14 protein-coding genes are annotated in these 15,888 nt (G+C 68.1%); 9 read left to right on the top strand and 5 right to left on the bottom strand.

Annotation, left to right across the window (positions count from 1 at the left end):
- Positions 1–9 precede the first annotated feature (9 nt).
- Together VGC47_03840 and VGC47_03835 are read right to left on the bottom strand one after the other, a co-directional pair.
- Complete coding sequence (locus VGC47_03840) at positions 10–1,299, bottom strand: spermidine/putrescine ABC transporter substrate-binding protein (GenBank protein ID HEX9854421.1); 1,290 nt, start codon at positions 1,297–1,299, stop codon at positions 10–12.
- 87 nt (positions 1,300–1,386) lie between these two features.
- Positions 1,387–2,031, bottom strand: a complete 645-nt coding sequence (locus tag VGC47_03835) for a TetR/AcrR family transcriptional regulator (protein ID HEX9854420.1) — start codon at positions 2,029–2,031, stop codon at positions 1,387–1,389.
- A 101-nt stretch (positions 2,032–2,132) separates the two neighbouring features.
- Here VGC47_03835 and VGC47_03830 point away from each other — a divergent pair, with 101 nt between their 5' ends.
- The 4 genes from VGC47_03830 to VGC47_03815 all read left to right on the top strand — a co-directional run bounded on the left by VGC47_03830 (position 2,133) and on the right by VGC47_03815 (position 7,770).
- Positions 2,133–4,247: an acetate--CoA ligase family protein gene (locus tag VGC47_03830; GenBank protein ID HEX9854419.1), complete on the top strand. Its 2,115-nt coding sequence runs from the start codon at positions 2,133–2,135 to the stop codon at positions 4,245–4,247.
- Positions 4,244–5,443, top strand: coding sequence for an aminomethyltransferase family protein (locus VGC47_03825; protein HEX9854418.1), 1,200 nt, complete (start codon positions 4,244–4,246; stop codon positions 5,441–5,443). The genes VGC47_03830 and VGC47_03825 overlap by 4 nt, the downstream gene beginning before the upstream one ends.
- Positions 5,443–7,032 (top strand): NAD(P)/FAD-dependent oxidoreductase, encoded by a 1,590-nt coding sequence (locus tag VGC47_03820; GenBank protein ID HEX9854417.1) that lies wholly within the window; start codon positions 5,443–5,445, stop codon positions 7,030–7,032. The genes VGC47_03825 and VGC47_03820 overlap by 1 nt, the downstream gene beginning before the upstream one ends.
- Positions 7,033–7,155: 123 nt before the next feature.
- A complete protein-coding gene (locus VGC47_03815) occupies positions 7,156–7,770 on the top strand; it encodes a hypothetical protein (GenBank protein ID HEX9854416.1) in 615 nt (204 codons plus the stop codon).
- On the opposite strand, the gene VGC47_03810 is transcribed toward VGC47_03815, so the two are convergent.
- Positions 7,753–7,938: a hypothetical protein gene (locus tag VGC47_03810; GenBank protein ID HEX9854415.1), complete on the bottom strand. Its 186-nt coding sequence runs from the start codon at positions 7,936–7,938 to the stop codon at positions 7,753–7,755. The genes VGC47_03815 and VGC47_03810 overlap by 18 nt on opposite strands.
- Before the next feature lie 61 nt (positions 7,939–7,999).
- Between VGC47_03810 and VGC47_03805 the strand changes: the two genes are divergently transcribed.
- The 4 genes from VGC47_03805 (at position 8,000) to VGC47_03790 (ending at position 13,297) form a co-directional block, all read left to right on the top strand.
- Positions 8,000–9,184, top strand: coding sequence for an acetyl-CoA C-acyltransferase (locus VGC47_03805; protein ID HEX9854414.1), 1,185 nt, complete (start codon positions 8,000–8,002; stop codon positions 9,182–9,184).
- A gap of 5 nt (positions 9,185–9,189) precedes the next feature.
- Positions 9,190–10,794, top strand: coding sequence for an amidohydrolase (locus tag VGC47_03800; GenBank protein HEX9854413.1), 1,605 nt, complete (start codon positions 9,190–9,192; stop codon positions 10,792–10,794).
- A gap of 86 nt (positions 10,795–10,880) precedes the next feature.
- Positions 10,881–11,435: a LemA family protein gene (locus VGC47_03795; protein ID HEX9854412.1), complete on the top strand. Its 555-nt coding sequence runs from the start codon at positions 10,881–10,883 to the stop codon at positions 11,433–11,435.
- A gap of 53 nt (positions 11,436–11,488) precedes the next feature.
- The gene (locus VGC47_03790) at positions 11,489–13,297 is read left to right on the top strand and encodes a DUF2207 domain-containing protein (protein HEX9854411.1); all 1,809 of its coding nucleotides are present in this window, start codon (positions 11,489–11,491) and stop codon (positions 13,295–13,297) included.
- Between the two features lie 13 nt (positions 13,298–13,310).
- On the opposite strand, the gene VGC47_03785 is transcribed toward VGC47_03790, so the two are convergent.
- On the bottom strand, positions 13,311–13,904 hold the full coding sequence (locus VGC47_03785) for an NAD(P)H-dependent oxidoreductase (GenBank protein ID HEX9854410.1): 594 nt from the start codon (positions 13,902–13,904) through the stop codon (positions 13,311–13,313).
- A gap of 110 nt (positions 13,905–14,014) precedes the next feature.
- Here VGC47_03785 and VGC47_03780 point away from each other — a divergent pair, with 110 nt between their 5' ends.
- Positions 14,015–14,602, top strand: coding sequence for a M48 family metallopeptidase (locus VGC47_03780; GenBank protein HEX9854409.1), 588 nt, complete (start codon positions 14,015–14,017; stop codon positions 14,600–14,602).
- Positions 14,603–14,845: 243 nt separating this feature from the next.
- Here VGC47_03780 and VGC47_03775 read toward each other — a convergent pair whose 3' ends face one another.
- A complete protein-coding gene (locus VGC47_03775; protein ID HEX9854408.1) occupies positions 14,846–15,826 on the bottom strand; it encodes an LLM class F420-dependent oxidoreductase in 981 nt (326 codons plus the stop codon).
- Positions 15,827–15,888: the final 62 nt, after the last annotated feature.

Raw genomic sequence — 15,888 nt, 5'->3', positions numbered from 1 at the left:
CAGCGTCTCTCAGCCGCCGGACTTCACCGTCGACCAGGCGTCCAGCCAGGTCGCCTCGGTGCCTGGATCGAGCTGCACCGGCACGTATCCCCTCGGATTGGAGAAGTCCTCCTGGCGCACGATCGCCGTCGAGATGTACTCGGCGACCCACTCGTCTGCGACCAGGGTGTCCGGATCGATGCCGAGCTGGGGGGGCTGGTACCCGAGCCAGCCGAAGTTCTCGAGGGCGTTCGCCTCGTCCAGCATCCAGTCGAGGAACTGGTGAGCGAGCACGGGGTTCTCGGCCCCCTTCAGCACGGTCATCGTGTCGTTGCTGATGGCGGCGTGGGCCTCCGAGTTCTCCGCCTTGGCGGGCCACAGGTAGCGGATCACGCTGACGTCGGCGTCCTCGGGGAAGTAGTACTGGGCGTTCACCAGGTCGCCGGACCAGGCGTGGTGCACCGCGAAGCGTCCCTCGGGGATGCCCACGTAGGCGCCGTCGATCGTGTAGCGGATGTTCACGAGATCGACGAGCTCGGTGAGCGCCTCGGCCGCAGCCTCGACGTCGCCCGCCGAGGCCGACCGCGGGTCGGCGACGCCGTTGCGGAACATGGCGGCCGCCAGCGTCTCCTTGAAATCGTCGTACATGCCGATCACGCCGTTGTACTTCGGGTTCCAGAACACGTCCCAGGGGTTCTCGAGTCCCAGGATGTCCTCGTCGTCGGCCATGTCGACCCGCCAGCCGATCCCCGTCTGGTACAACACGTACGGAACCGTGTACTGCGAGCCCTGGTCGTAGAACGGGTCCTGCAGCACGGGCCAGACGTTGGCGAGGTTGGGAATGTAGTCCATGTTGAGCGGCTGGATGAGCTCGCCGGCAACGGACTTCGACACGATCTCGGCCGTCGGGAACCACACGTCGAAGTTCACCTCGGCGCTCTGGAGCTTCTGCAGTGCCTCCTCCTCGTTGAAGAAGGTCGTCACCTCGATGTCGACGCCGAGCGCCTCCTCGGCGAGCGGGAGGACGTCCGGGTTGATGTAGTCCGCCCAGTTGTAGACCCTGAGCGGGCCCGACTCCGCTTGGAGGCCGGACGCGATCATCGGGTTGCTGTCCACGATGGGCTGGGTGACGGGGTTGCCCGGCGTGCCGATGAGTATCTCGACGTCCCCGGCGTCGTCGCCTCCTCCACAGGCTGCCAGCAGTGCGCCGAGCGTCGGGTATGCGAGCCCGATCACCCCAGCCGTCCGCAGGAAGTCACGCCTGGTGTAGAGGCGCCGCCGGGTGCGGGGGTCCCAGTTCTCTCGAGGGTGATAAGCCACGAGCGTCCTCCTCGTACTCCGATTTGCACTGATGTCACTCAGCGAACGTCACTCAACAGATGTCACTGAATCGTGGTTCAGTCGAGCCTAACGAGATTTCTTGCTGGTTTCTCGGGGGCGCAGCGCAACGCCGAGCTGCTCGCCTGCGACGTCGAGGCACATGTCGCGCATGACGGCTCGGGTGACCTCCCCGTCTCCCAGCATCACCTGGATGGCGAGGCCGTCGATCAGCGCCGAGAGGTGCAGCGCAACCCTGTCGGGGTCGGCGGGCCCGAACTCGCCGGTTTCCTGTCCCTGCCTCACGACATCGGCGATCGCCTCCCGCCAGACGCGGTCGAGGCGGCTCCGCTCGTCGGCGAGCTCCGGGTCGAGCCGGGCTCGCGCCCAGAGGTCGAGCCACAACACCCAGTCCCGATCGGTCGGGCTCCCCCCTTCGGCGGCCGGGCCGGGGCAGCTCGCCTCGATCATGACGCGCAGCTTGGCGGGAGCGTCGCTCGCCCCGTCCAGCAGTGCGGTCACCCGGTCGACGAAGCCCTGGTCCTCGTGGCCGAGCGCCTCGGCGAGGAGCCGCTCCTTCGTCGGGAAGTAGTAGATGACGAGGCCGGGGCTGGCTCCCACCCTGGCGGCGACGTCGGCGATGCGGGTGTCGCACAGCCCCCGCTCGGCGATCACGGCGGCGGCCGCCTCGAGGATCTCCTGCCGGCGCCGGTCTGCGGTCTTCGTCCTGGACATGCGCGGAGGTTGGTATCGGGGCGCGCCGCTGTCAACGTCCCGTCGTGCGCCGGCGGTGGCGGCGCGGTAGACTGAACAGCCGTTCAACTTCGACGTGAGGCATGGCGAGACGCTCTTCCCTCTCATCGCTCTTCGAGGCGAGGCGAATCGCCGTCGTGGGCGCCAGCGCCCGCAGGGGCAGCGTCGGCGACGTCGTGTTCCGCCAGCTCGTCGTGTCGCGTGGACGCCACGCGGTGATTCCCGTGAACCCTCGCTACCGGGAGCTGGCGGGCGGGCCGTGCCTTCCTGCGCTCGGTGCGATCGATGGTCCGGTCGACCTCGCCGTGCTCGCCGTGCCGGATGCCGCTCTCGAATCGGAGCTGGCGAGCGCCATCCGGGCAGGTGCGCGATCCGCCGCCATCTTCGGGCCGTGCCGCGGCGTGGCGTCTGACGGCTCGCCCCTCGTCGAGCGCCTCGGAGTGATGGCACGCACTGCCGGTCTGCCGGTTTGCGGCGGCAACGGGATGGGCTTCGTCAACGTCGAGAACGGCCTCACAGTATGTGGGTTCCACCAGCCGGCGGAAGCGGAGAGCGGCCCGGTGACCCTGCTCACGCACTCCGGCTCGTTCTTCTCTGCGGCCCTGCACGCCGCCAGCAGGCTCCGCTACGACCTGGTCGTCTCGACCGGCAACGAGCTGGCGACCACGATGGACGAATACCTCGACTACGCAGTCGATCGGGCATCGACCAAGGTGGTCGGCCTCTTCCTCGAGACGGTGCGCAGGCCGGCGGCGCTCGCCGCCGCCCTCGAACGAGCGGCCTCCAGAGACATTCCGGTCGTTGCTCTCAAGCTCGGGAGAACCGAGCGGGGGCGAGCCGCGGTCGCCACCCACACCGCCGCCATCGCCGGCGATCACGAGGCGTGTTCCGCTTTCCTCGAGAGCCACGGGGTCCACACGACCGACTCACCGGAGGAGCTCGTCGACACGCTCGAGCTCTTCGCCGCGGGACGGCGCGCCGCACCGGGCGGGCTCGGCGCCATCAACGACTCCGGTGGTGAGCGCACCCTCCTCATCGACACGGCGGACGAGCTCGGCGTCCCACTGCCCTCCGTCGCCGCCGACACCGCGGCGCGCCTGGTGGCCGTCCTCGACGAAGGGCTCGAGCCCGAGAACCCCGTCGACGCTTGGGGGACCGGCCGGGGGGCCAACGACGTCTTCGAGTCGAGCTTCCTCGCTCTTGCCGACGATCAGAACGTCGGTGTCCTGGCGTACGTCGTCGACCTCACGCCTGAGGAGGACGAAGCCGCCTCGTACGTGGGAGTCCTGACGCGCACGTCCGAGAAGACGACGAAGCCGGTCACGGTCCTCGCCAGTCTCGCCGCAGCCGTCGACCCGGGCCAAGCAGGCCGCCTGCGCGGCGCCGGCATCCCTGTGCTCGGCTCTCGCACGGGACTCTTGGCGGTGAGGCATCTCCTCGACCATCGTGACCGGCGCCCCGGCCGGGAGCCGTCGACCGTTGCCGCTCCCGCCGCCGCCCGATGGGCGAGCCGACTGGAGCGAGGCGGCGTCCTCGAGGCGACGGAGGGCCTCGAGTTGCTCGCCGACTTCGGGATTCCCGTCGTGGCGACGGTGGCCTGCGCCGGCAGGGACGCCGCCGTCGAGGCTGCCGGGTCGATCGGCTATCCCGTCGTTCTCAAGACGGCGGCGAGCGTGGCGCACAAGTCCGACGTCGGAGGCGTCGTGCTCGGCCTGGCCGACCAAGACGGTGTCGCGGCAGCGTACGATCGCCTCGCAGCCCTCGGTCCCGAGGTCCTCGTGCAAGCGATGGCGCCTGACGGAGTCGAGATCGCGGTGGGCGTGCTCGCCGACCCACAGTTCGGGCCCGTCGTCGTGGTCGCCGCCGGTGGCACCCTCGTCGAAGTGCTCGAGGACAGGTACGCCGCCCTTCCGCCGATCGACGCAGACGCAGCCGAGCGGCTCCTGCGGCGCCTCCGCGTCGCCAGGCTGCTCGACGGTCATCGCAGTCGCCCTGCCGCGGCCGTCGCCGAGGCCGCTTCGGTGATCGCATCCGTTTCCGCGTTGGCCGCCGCCATCGGGGACCGGCTGGCAGGACTCGACATCAACCCGATCATCGTCGGCACGGAGGGCGCAGTCGCCGTCGATGCACTCGTCATCGCCCGCGACGACGCCGGCCCCGATATCGTCAAGTCGTCCGAAGAAGGAGAACGATCGTGATCGCTCGGACCCCGTTCCACGAGCGCGTCGAGGAGCTCAACGAGACGGGCCTGTACAGCCATTGGGCAGGGCACCTGGTCGCCGAGAAGTACCAGATGTCGGAGAAGTTCGAGTACTTCGCGGTGCGCAACGCCGCCGGGCTCTTCGACACGTCTCCGCTGTACAAGTACAGGATCACGGGGCGCGACGCCGAGGCATACCTCTCGGGGGTCCTCGCCAGGGACGTCACGCGGTGTCGACCAGGGAGGGCCCAGTACACGATGTGGTGCGACGACGGCGGCGCCGTCATCGAGGACGGCGTCGTGTTCAGGTACAGCGACACCGAATACCTCCTCACCTCGGCCGAGCCGAATCTCGCCTACTTTCGTGGCCTGGTCGGCTACGAGCAGGTCGAGATCGAAGACGTGTCGGACGAGCACGGCGCCCTCGCCCTCCAGGGGCCCCGCGCCAAGCAGATCCTCGCCTCGCTCGCCCCGGAGATCGAGGGCCTCGGCTACTTCCACGTCATTCCGGCCAAGGTCGGAGACTCCTCCGTCGTCGTCTCGCGCACCGGGTACACCGGAGACCTCGGCTACGAGATCTGGATCCCTCGCCAGGAGGCGCTCGACGTGTGGGACGCCGTCATGGAGGCGGGACGTCCCCACAACCTCATCCCGTTCGGTCAGATCGCTCTCATCGTCAGCCGAATCGAGGCCGGCCTCATCCTCATCGGCGTCGACTACGAGTCGAGCCGGCACGCCTGGACGGCGGCGCAGCGCTCGACACCACTGGAGCTCGGCTACGGGTGGATGTTCCGTGACCTCGAAACGGACGACAGGGCATTCATCGGCCGCCGCGCCATCGCCGGGGAGGCGGGAGAGGGAACGTCCCGCTGGCGGCTGGTGGGCCTGGAGATCGACTGGCGGGCTTGGAACGAGGTCCACTTCGCCGCCGGGCTGATCCCGCCGAAGGATCACACCCCGATCCAGGAGCAGATGATGCTCTACGACGAGCACGACAAGCGGGTCGGATACTCGACGAGCTTCGTCTACTCGCCGATCCTGCAACGCCACATCGCCATCGCCAGGGTGAGGCCCGCCCTGGCGGAGCAGGGCTCCGTCGTTCGCCTCGAGTACACGGTGAACCACGAGTACGAGCTGATCCCGGCGACCGTGACCCGGATGCCCTTCTTCAACCCGGAGAGAAAGACCGCCTGATGCCACAGAAGACCAAATACGACGCCATCGTCATCGGCGGCGGCCACAACGGCCTCGTGAACGCGGCCTACCTGGCAAAAGCCGGGCTCAAGACGTTGATCCTCGAGCGGCGACACCTCGTCGGCGGGGCCGCCATCACGGAGGAGCTGCATCCCGGCTTCAAGTTCACGACGTTCTCCTACGCCCTGAGCCTTCTCCGACCCGACATCATCCACGAGCTGGAGCTGACGAGGTTCGGCTTCATGCCGTTGCTGATGCCGACGACCTTCGCCCCGATGGAGAACGGTGACTACCTCCTCCTCGGACAGGATCACGGAGAGAACCGGCGTGAGATCGCCCGCCACTCCCAGGCCGACGCCGATGCGATGGACGACTTCGAGCACGACGTCTCACAGGTGTGCCAAGCGGTCAAGCCGCTCCTCGACATGGTGCCGCCGAACGTCTTCAGCAAGGAGCCGGAGGAGCTCGCCCGAATGGCCGCTCTCGCCGATCACATGCGGAGCCTCGAGCCGCGGGTGCTCCACAACCTGGTCAGGCTCCTCACGGGGAGCGCATCCGACTTCCTCGACGACTACTTCGAAGCCGACATCCTCAAGGCCTGGATCGCGTCGTCCGGCATCATCGGGACGAAGGTCGGGCCGCGCTCGCAGGGATCCGGGCTCGTGATGCTCTACCACACGATGGGCGAGCACGACTCCGTGTTCGGGGCGTGGGCCTTCCACAAGGGCGGCAACGGCGGCTTCACCCAGGTGCTCGCACGAGCCGCCGAGGCGTTCGGCGTGGAGATCGCCCTCGAGTCTCCCGTAGCGAACATCGTCACGAAGAACGGAAAGGTGACCGGCGTCGCCCTCGAGAACGGGACCGAGCTCACCGCCAAGATCGTCGTCAGCGCCGTCGACCCGAGGCGCACGTTCCTGCAGCTCGCCGATCCCCGCGAGCTCCCGGCGGACCTCGTCGAGAACATCAAGCGCATGAAGTTCCAGGGCACGTCGGCGAAGGTCAACTTCGCGCTCGACGGCCTGCCGAGGTACCCGGCGCTGGGCGACCGAGGCGACCAGTTCCGCGGGTTCGTGAACATCGGTCCGTCCATCGACTACCTCGAGCGGGCGTACGACGACGCCAAGTACGGGCGGTACAGCTCCAAGCCGTACATCGACATGTGCATCCAGTCGACGATCGACCCCGACATGGCCCCCCCGGGCAAGCACGTCATGTCGTGCTTCATCCAGTACGCCCCATACGAGTTGAAGGACGGTGACTGGGACACCGAGAGGGAGCAGTTCGGCGACACGGTGCAGGCCACCCTGGAGTCGTTCTTCCCCGGGTTCGGCGACCTGGTGCTCCACCGTGAGATCGTGACGCCTCTGGACATCGAACGCGTCGTCGGGCTCACCGAAGGCAACATCTTCGCCGGCGAGTTCCTCGCCCCCCAGATGTTCCTCTTCCGGCCCGCCCCGGGCTGGAACCAGTACCGGACGCCGATCGACGGCTACTACCAATGCGGCTCGGGAACGCACCCCGGCGGGTGCGTCATGGGTGCTCCTGGGAAGCTCGCCTCCCAGCAGATCATCGGAGATCTGGCCAAGTAGGACGGCGGGCGGTCGTCCCCGACCCCCCGTAGCCACCCGCCGTGGTCATGCGGCCACGGCAGGCATTCGATCGAGACCGCCGGCGACGACTACAATCAGCCCACCCCCGCCGAGGAATCCCAGATGGTACGTCCCCCAACCATCGCGGCGCTGACGATCGCACCGCCGATCCTGTTCGCGACGGCGGCCGACACCGGCGGTCCGCAGGCGGAGACCCCGATGGCATTGCTCGTCATCGCCGGCCTCCTTCTCATCGCCCTCACCACCGCCGGGTTCGTGGCCCTCGTCAGAGAGCGCAACGATCGGCGGCACCACGGTGACACGAACGTCGAGGACGAGCCTGAGACCGGGGCTGCGGCGTTCGTCGTCGACCTCCGCCCGGTGGTGACGGCACCCGGCATGGACCGTGAGAGACGGCACGACCAGATGCGCCTCTCAGATCCGTGGATCGGATCGGACCGACCGTCGAACGGAGCGGGCAATCGACTCCGCGACCCATGGCAGCCGTCGGGCGGTCCGACTGCTGCACCGAGCGAGCTGTGCGCCATCGACGGCATCGGGGCCGCCATGGCGAAGCGACTCAACGCCCTCGGCGTCGCCCGGTTGGCCGACCTGGCGTCACTCGACGAACACGCCACAGCCGAGCTGAAGTCAAGGCTCGGACGCTTCGGCCACATGCTCGACCGATACGACTGGGTGGGACAGGCGCGCCGACTGCACTCATCGAGCGGAGTCTGAGCCGGCGCCGTTGGCAGGTCCCTCGACGCCTCCCGATATTACGAGGTCGCGCAACACCACCCCGTCCCCTGCGATGGTCACCACATTGCCGATCCCGGCGCCCGCTATCCCCGCATTGGCGTCTCCGCCGACGAGCGGTAGAAACGGCCGGTTGGCATCAATTGCCACGAAACGCCGACCCATCCGGCCACGGGTAGGCTGCCGCGATGCCTGGATCCGGCGCCTTGCCATGAACGAGGCGGTCATCGTCTCGACGGCCCGCACCGCGATCGGCAGGGCCTACCGAGGCGCCTTCAACGACACGGAGGCACCTTCCCTCGCCGCGGCCGCCATCGAAGCCGCCGTCGCTCGCTCCGGCGTCGAGCCTGCCCTCGTCGAGGACGTGATCCTCGGCTGCGCGATGCAGCAGGGCACCCAAGGGATCAACGTGGCCAGGGTGGCGGCAATCAGGGCCGGCCTACCGACCTCCGTGTCGGGGATGACCATCGACAGGCAGTGCTCGTCCGGTTTGATGGCGGTCTCCGCCGCCTCCAAGCAGGTCGAGGTCGACGGAGCGTCCGTGGTCGTCGCCGGCGGGGTCGAATCGATCAGCCTCGTGCAGAACGAGCACATGAACCTCTACCGCGCCGCCGACCCGGCGGTCCTCGACATCGAGCCGAACATGTACATGCCGATGATCGACACGGCGGAGGTCGTGGCAGTTCGGTACGGCATCGACAGGGAACGCTGCGACGAGTACGCCCTGTCGTCGCAGCAGCGCACCGCCGCGGCCCAAGCCGGCGCCCGGTTCGCCGACGAGATCGTGCCGGTGGCGACGAGGCGGGCCGTGGTCGACCGCGAGACGGGAGCCGTCGAGCACGAAAAGACGACGATCGACAGGGACGAAGGCGCCCGACCAGGAACGACGCTGGAGGGACTCGCCGGCCTGGCCGCCGTGCGAGGAGACGGAGGGAACGTCACCGCCGGCAACGCCAGCCAGCTCTCGGATGGCGCGGCGGCCCTGGTCGTGATGGATGCCCGGCATGCGGAGCGATCGGGTATCGAACCGCTCGGCGCCCTTCGGCGAGTCGCCGTCGCCGGCGTCGACCCCGACGAGATGGGGATCGGACCGGTTCACGCCGTTCCGAAGCTCCTCGATCGCTCCGGGCTGACGATCGACGACATCGAGTTGTGGGAGCTCAACGAGGCATTCGCCGTGCAGACCGTCTACTGCCGAGACGTGCTCGGGATCGACCAGGGCATCTTCAACGTCGACGGCGGAGCGATCTCGATCGGCCATCCGTACGGCATGAGCGGAGCCAGGATGGTCGGTCACGTACTGCTCGAAGGACGCCGCCGCGGCATCCGGTACGGCGTGGTGACCATGTGCGTGGGCGGAGGTATGGGCGCCGCCGGGCTCGTCGAGGTCTTCTGAGACAAGTGACCCCGCTCGCCTTCGTCAATGGGCCGATCTTCGTCGAAGGAGGCCGTCGCACCGGGCTTGCCGTGGGGGCGAGAGGCGGCCGCATCGTCACCATTGGTCCCCCGGCCGACGTGCTCGCCGATGTCGGCGCCGGCGCCGACATCGTGGATCTCGAAGGTCGCATGCTGCTTCCTGGATTTCAGGACGCACACGTCCATCCAGGCAGCAGCGGCCTCGACAGCATGCGGTGCAGCCTCGACGAGTGCGAGAGCGCCGAGGAGGTCGCCGCCGCGATCGCGGGCTACGCCGCCACGCGGCCACCCGGGGATTGGATCAGAGGCGCCGGATGGACGTACACCCACTACCGGCGCGGTTGTCCGAGCGCGCAAGAGCTCGACAGCATCGTCGGTGACAGGCCGGCGTTCCTCGAAGTGCGGGACGGCCACAGCGCATGGGCCAGCTCGGAGGCGCTCCGACTGGCCGGTATCGGCGTGAACACGCCCGATCCCAGAGGCGGCAGGATCGAGCGCCTCGCGGACGGACGGCCTCAGGGGACCCTCCACGAGGCGGCGATGCACCTCGTCCGAGCGGTCATACCCGAGGACACGCCGGACGAGCGGGAGGCGGGCATCCTCGAGGGACAGCGATACCTCCTCTCGCTCGGCGTGACCGCATGGCAGGACGCCTCCGTCGAGCCGGGTTTCCACGACGCCTACCTGGCGCTGGCAGGACGCGGCGAGTTGCACGCCCAGGTGCGGGGAGCCCTGCGGTGGGATCCGGATGGCGGCGTCGAACAGACTGAGGCGCTCGTGGAGCGCCGCTCGCAGGGGTTGGGCAACTACCACCCCGAGGCCGTCAAGCTCATGCTCGACGGCGTCATCGAGAACTACACCGCCTCCATGCTCGAGCCGTACATCGACGAATCGGGACGACGGACGGCGGCAGCGGGGCTCGACTTCATCGATCCTGCGGCACTCGCAGACCACGTCCGGTCCCTCGACGCGCTCGGCTTCCAGTGCCACTTCCACGCCATAGGCGACGGGGCCGTGCGCAGCGCTCTCGATGCCACCGCCGCAGCCCGACTTGCGAACGGCGACCGCGACCTGCGCCACACTGCCGCCCACATCCAGGTCGTCGATCCATCGGACATCCCCCGGTTCGCCGCGGTGGGACTCATCCCGAACGCACAACCGCTGTGGGCGTGCATGGAAGAGGCGATGACGGTGCTCACGATCCCTCACATCGGGGAAGGGCGCGGGCGCCACCAATACCCCTTCGGGTCGCTCCACCGCTCCGGCGCCCGCCTGGCGATGGGTAGCGACTGGGGAGTCACGACGGCAAACGTCATGAAGCAGGTCCACGTCGCCGTGCACCGCAGCCTCCCGGGAGGCGATCCTTTGCTCACCGAGGAGTCGATCGACCTGTCGACTGCGATGACGGCGTTCACCGCCGGCTCGGCGTACGTGAACCACCTCGACGCCGATCGCGGGACGCTCGCCGTCGGGAAGGTCGCCGATCTCGTGGTCCTCGACCACGACCCCTTCGAGCAGCCCGGGACATGGGACGTCGCCGTCGATCTCACCCTCGTCGGAGGCGTCGTGCGCTACGAGCGGGGCCGGTGACTCGCCTGGGCGCCGCGACCGGCGGTGCACGACCGTGCAGTGACCGCATTCGAGACGTCGCCGGCAGTTGTCGATAATGTGACCGCATGAAGATCGCCCTCATCGTCATCGCCATCGTGGCGGCGCTGCTCGTCATCGGCGGCATCGTCATCTACAACCGACTCGTGCGCCTCCGCAACAGAGTCGACAACTCGTGGGCCCAGGTCGACGTGCAGCTGAAGCGGCGTTACGACCTCGTCCCGAACCTGGTCGAGACGGTCAAGGGATACGCCGGCCACGAACGAGAGACATTCGAGGCGGTGGTGAACGCCAGGAACGCGGCGCAAGCGGCTGCCACCGTCCAGGAGCAGGCGCAGGCGGAGAACATGCTGACCGCGGCGCTGCGCCAGCTCTTCGCCCTGGCCGAGGCGTACCCGGAGCTGCGCGCCAACACGAACTTCCAGCAACTCCAGGCGGAGCTCGCCGACACCGAGAACCGGATCGCCGTGTCCCGCCAGATCTACAACGACTCGACGCTCACGTACAACAACACGGTGCAGACGGTCCCGTCGAACATCGTCGCCGGGATGACGGGATTCGCCACGAGACCCTACTTCGAGGTCGAGGAAGACGCCCGCAGCGCACCGAGGGTCGAGTTCTGAGGCGACTCGCCGCACTGCTCTTCACGGCGGCGTTCGTCGTCGCGGCGACGCCTGTGGCCGCCGTCGCTCAGGGCTCGTACCACATCTCGGACGCTTCGATCGACATCACCCTCCGGGAGGACGGGAGCCTCCACGTCACCGAGGTGCTCACGTTCTCCTTCAGCGGAACCTTTCAGGGGGCATATCGGGACATCCCGATCCGGTCCGGCGAGACCGTGACGAATCTCGTCGTGTCCGAGGCCGGGAGCGAGTACGCGCCGGGCGGCAGCACCGAGCTCGGCTCGAGCGACGCCGCCGGCAGGTATGGCGTCCAGGACCTCGGCTCCGAAGTGCGGGTCGTATGGCACTACAGGGCGGATAGCGAGTCGCGCGCCTTCACCATCGACTACGACTTCGAGGGACTCGCCATAGCGTACGACGACGTGGTGGACGTCAACTTCCAGGTGTGGGGAGACCACTGGTCCGTCAGCCTCTCCCACATCGAAGCCAGGCTCCGCTACCCGGGCGAAGCCCAACCGGGGGAAGTGCTCATCTGGGGGCATCCGGGAGGCATCGACGGCACCGTGTCGCTCGGCGCAGACGACGTGACGCCGTCCCTCGAGGCTTCATTCGTGTCGGATCATCAGTTCGTCGAGCTGCGCGTGTTGCTCCCACGATCGGTGCTGACGTCGACGACCGGAGCGACCGTGCGTGACGGAGAAGGCGCCCCCATCATCCTCGAGGAGGAAGCCGCCCTCGTCGCCCAGGAGGAGCGAGGGCGCCGCAGCATCGCCGGCGTCCTCATCGGCTTGGCGGCGCTGTTCGCCCTCATCCCCCTGGCGCTGCTCTGGGGCTACGTGCGGTACGGCAGGGAGCCTCGGGTCGACTACGACAGGGAGTACGAGCAGAGCCCTCCGACCGACGACTCGCCCGCCGTCGTCGCAGGTCTCTCCGGCCAAGGCGAGACCGACGAACGGGGCTTCACCGCAACCATGTTCGACTTGATACGCAGGGACGTCCTCACGGCGGTTCCGGTCACCGTCGAGAAGAAGACCTGGCTCGGCCTGCGGACAGAGTCGATCTCGGACCTCGAGATCTCACTCGTCGAAGGTGCCCACGACCTGGCGCCCCACGAATCGGCTGTCATGCGAGTGATGCGCCGCGTCCTCGATGAAGGGCCGGTGGCGTTGACCGAGTTCCGGCATTCCTTGCGCGAGACGCCGTCGAGCAGCGCCGCCGACTTCAAGAGCTTCACGCAGTCCGTGAGGAACGACCTCGTCTCCCGGGAGCTGATCGACCGCTCCGGGGTGACATACCCGATGAAGATGGTGATCGGCGCCGCTGTCATCGCCGTCTTCGGCTGGCTGGTGGTCATCCCCATCATCGGCGGAGCCCTCTCGCCTCTCTCGGAAGGGGCGCTCAAGGTCGGCCTCGTCGCCTTCGTGGTCGTGACCGGGCTGGTGGCAGCCATCTCGAGGGCCATGACGAAGGTCTGGGTGCGACGCTCCAGGCACGGTGCCCTGGTGAACGCCCGCTGGCAGGCCTTCAGGGACTACCTGCGCGACTTCAGCCGACTCGAGGAAGCGCCTGCTCTGTCGCTCGGGCTGTGGGAGGAGTATCTGGTCTACGGCATCGCCGTCGGAGTGGCCGAGGACGTGCTCGAAGCCGCCCGATTGCTCGCCCCTCCCGAGCTCGAGACGAGCTCGAACGTCTACTGGTACGGGAATCAGGGATACAGCGGCGGGCATTCGTTCGACGCCTTCACGGGCATCGAGTCCTCGCTCCGCGGCGCCTTCGCACCGCCCTCGTCGAGTGGAGGTGGAGGCGGCTTCTCGGGTGGAGGGGGCGGTGGAGGCGGTGGCGGTGGCGGTGGAGCGTGGTGACGGCCGCCTCCCGTCAGAACTGCGGCTGCGGCGGGTCGAGCGCTTGAGCTTCGCTCGCCGCCACGAACCCCTTCACCCATTCCTCGAGGACCGAGCGGGCTTCCTCGTCGGCCAATGCGCCGTCGACGAACACCCGGCGCGCATGGGGGATGCTGAGGCTCGGCTCGTGCACGGTGACGTAGATGTTCCTGAAAACCGCCTCCATCTGTGCCAGGCCGAGAACCCCGCCCTTGACGCCGGGCGTCGTCGTCGAGATCCCGACCCTGCGAGGCAGGAACAGGAGCTTGTCGATCCTCGTCGCCCAGTCGAGAGTGTTCTTGAACAGCGGCGTATAGCCTCCGTTGTACTCGGGAGAGGCGATGAGAACCGAGTCGGCCGCCTCCACCCTGGCCACGAACCTGCGGGTCGTTTCCGGCACGCCCGCCTCACGTTCGAAATCGGCGTTGTAGATCGGCATCGGGAAGTCCTTGAGCAGCAGGGAGTCCGTCTCCGCCCCGAGCTCCTCTGCGATGACGCAGGCCTGGTCGACGAGGAGCTGGTTGAACGATCCTGACCGCGTGCTGCCTGCGAAGGCCACGATCCGCACCGGCCTACCCAGCTCGACCAAGCCGTTGCCTCCTCATCGCCACGCCGGCCGCACGCTAATCGCCCACCGCCCCCGCCCCGGTCGCGGGGGGTGTGCCGAATCGTCACTCGGCCGCGGTAGCTTGTCACTCCATGGATGTCGAAGTCACCCGCAGCCCGAGACGGCGCAAGACGGTCGAGGCGCGCATGATCGATGGTGTCATGCACCTCGCGATCCCTGCCTCCATGACGGCGGCCGAGGAGTCGCACTGGATCGACGTGATGCGGAGGCGGCTCGAGCGGCAGGGTCCGGCGAGCCCCCCCGACATCGCCAAGCGAGCCGCGGCGCTGAGCCGCCGGCTCGGGCTTCCGATGCCGAGGAGCATCCGATGGTCGGACCGGCAGAAGACGCTGTGGGGCTCGTGCACGCCCCGCACCGGCGCCATCAGGCTCGCCAGCTCAGTTGCGGCGTTCCCGGCGTGGGTCGTCGACTACGTCATCGTCCACGAGCTCGCTCACCTCGTCGAACCGCGTCACGACACCGCCTTCTGGGAGCTGGTGTCGAGATATTCACTGAGCGAGCGAGCACGCGGCTATCTCATCGCCAAGGGTGAGGGAGCTCCCGGCGGCGATCAGCCGGGCTGTGATGAGGACCCGGGTCAGGACCAGGAGGCGCCGAGGAGGAAGAGCACGGCGCGCGACCAGGATGCTCCGGCGGCGACGGCGCCGAGAGTCGAGTAGAGGTAACCGGCCGCCAGAGCGGCCATTACGAGGCCGACCGCCATGAGGTTGCCCCGTGGCCTTGCAGAGACGCGCGTTGTCGAGGGTGACATGACCATCTTTCCGAATTCGCCTACCTACCAGCGGTGAGTATCGGTCCGATCCGGGCCTCGTGACAGGCCGATTCTCGACCGTTCCATCGGCGCTAGTCACAGGCAGCCGACACCGTGCCGACCTCACGCCGCCGACCTCACCCCGCCGATCTCAGGCCAGCGCGGGTGCAACCTGGCTGGCGAAGAGCTCGAGCCCTCCGGTGTCGTATGCGGCCTCGGGGAAGTTGACGATCAGGTACTCGGCACCGGCTCTCTTCCACGGAAGAAGCTGCTCGACGAGCTGATCCGGGGTGCCGGTTGTCCCGGCGTACATCCGCATCGCAGATTCGAGCCGCTCGTCGCTGAGGAATGGCCGGTAGTGATCGCGCATCCAACCGACCCTCTCCGCCACGTCCGCCTCGGTCTCCGCGCAGATGATCGTGAAGTTCGAGGTGCGAGTGATCGTCTCGTACTCCCTCCCCACGGCGTCGCAATGAGCTCGCAGGATCTCGCTCTTGGCCACGAACTCGTCGAGCGTCTGCCCGAAGTTCGTGTATGCGGCGTGGCGAGCTGCGACCCGGAGCGTGAGCTGCTCCCCGCCGCCGGCCACCCATATCGGTATGTGGGGCTCCTGGACCGGCTTCGGCTGGCAGATCCCCCCGCGCAGCTGGTAGTGCTCCCCGGCGAAGTCGACGACCTCCTCCGTCCACATGCGCTTCATGATCTCGACGCCCTCGCCGAGCTGTCCGATGCGCACCGACGGCTTGGCGAACTCGTATCCATAGCCGTCGTACTCGTGCTCGTACCAGCCGGCCCCGATGCCCATCTCGAGGCGGCCGTTGGAGATCACGTCGATCGAGGCTGCCACCTTGGCGAGATAGGCGGGGCTGCGGTACGAGTTGCAGGTGCACATCTGGCCGAGGCGCACGGTGGTCGTCACGGTCGCCAGGGCGGCCATGAGCGTCCACGCCTCGTACGTCGCTTCCTGGGTGGGCACCGGGACGGTGTGGAAGTGGTCGAAGACCCACAGCGAGTCGTAACCCGCCCCCTCGATGGTCTGGGCGACCGCCGTCATGGTCGGCCAGTGCTGTGAGCGATCGATGCCGACCAGGTCGAGCCGCCAGCCTTGTGGAACGAATGCGCCGAATTGCATTCGTGCAGCGTAGGTGACCGAGGTGTCGCGGCCAATCCGGTTCGAGCCGTCTACCTCGGGTT

The organism is Acidimicrobiia bacterium, from assembly GCA_036396535.1.
Taxonomy (GTDB): domain Bacteria; phylum Actinomycetota; class Acidimicrobiia; order Spongiisociales; family UBA5794; genus DASWKR01.
Note: the sequence above shows the minus strand (reverse complement) of the source record. Positions and strands in the feature narration are given on the sequence as shown.

What these genes read in the sequence shown, in the direction of transcription:
- VGC47_03835 (HEX9854420.1), bottom strand. Translation starts at nt 2,031, where the DNA reads ATGTCCAGGACGAAGACCGCAGACCGGCGCCGGCAGGAGATCCTCGAG.
- VGC47_03815 (HEX9854416.1), top strand. Translation starts at nt 7,156, where the DNA reads ATGGTACGTCCCCCAACCATCGCGGCGCTGACGATCGCACCGCCGATC.
- VGC47_03830 (HEX9854419.1), top strand. Translation starts at nt 2,133, where the DNA reads ATGGCGAGACGCTCTTCCCTCTCATCGCTCTTCGAGGCGAGGCGAATC.
- VGC47_03775 (HEX9854408.1), bottom strand. Translation starts at nt 15,826, where the DNA reads ATGCAATTCGGCGCATTCGTTCCACAAGGCTGGCGGCTCGACCTGGTC.
- VGC47_03820 (HEX9854417.1), top strand. Translation starts at nt 5,443, where the DNA reads ATGCCACAGAAGACCAAATACGACGCCATCGTCATCGGCGGCGGCCAC.
- VGC47_03795 (HEX9854412.1), top strand. Translation starts at nt 10,881, where the DNA reads ATGAAGATCGCCCTCATCGTCATCGCCATCGTGGCGGCGCTGCTCGTC.
- VGC47_03805 (HEX9854414.1), top strand. Translation starts at nt 8,000, where the DNA reads ATGAACGAGGCGGTCATCGTCTCGACGGCCCGCACCGCGATCGGCAGG.
- VGC47_03780 (HEX9854409.1), top strand. Translation starts at nt 14,015, where the DNA reads ATGGATGTCGAAGTCACCCGCAGCCCGAGACGGCGCAAGACGGTCGAG.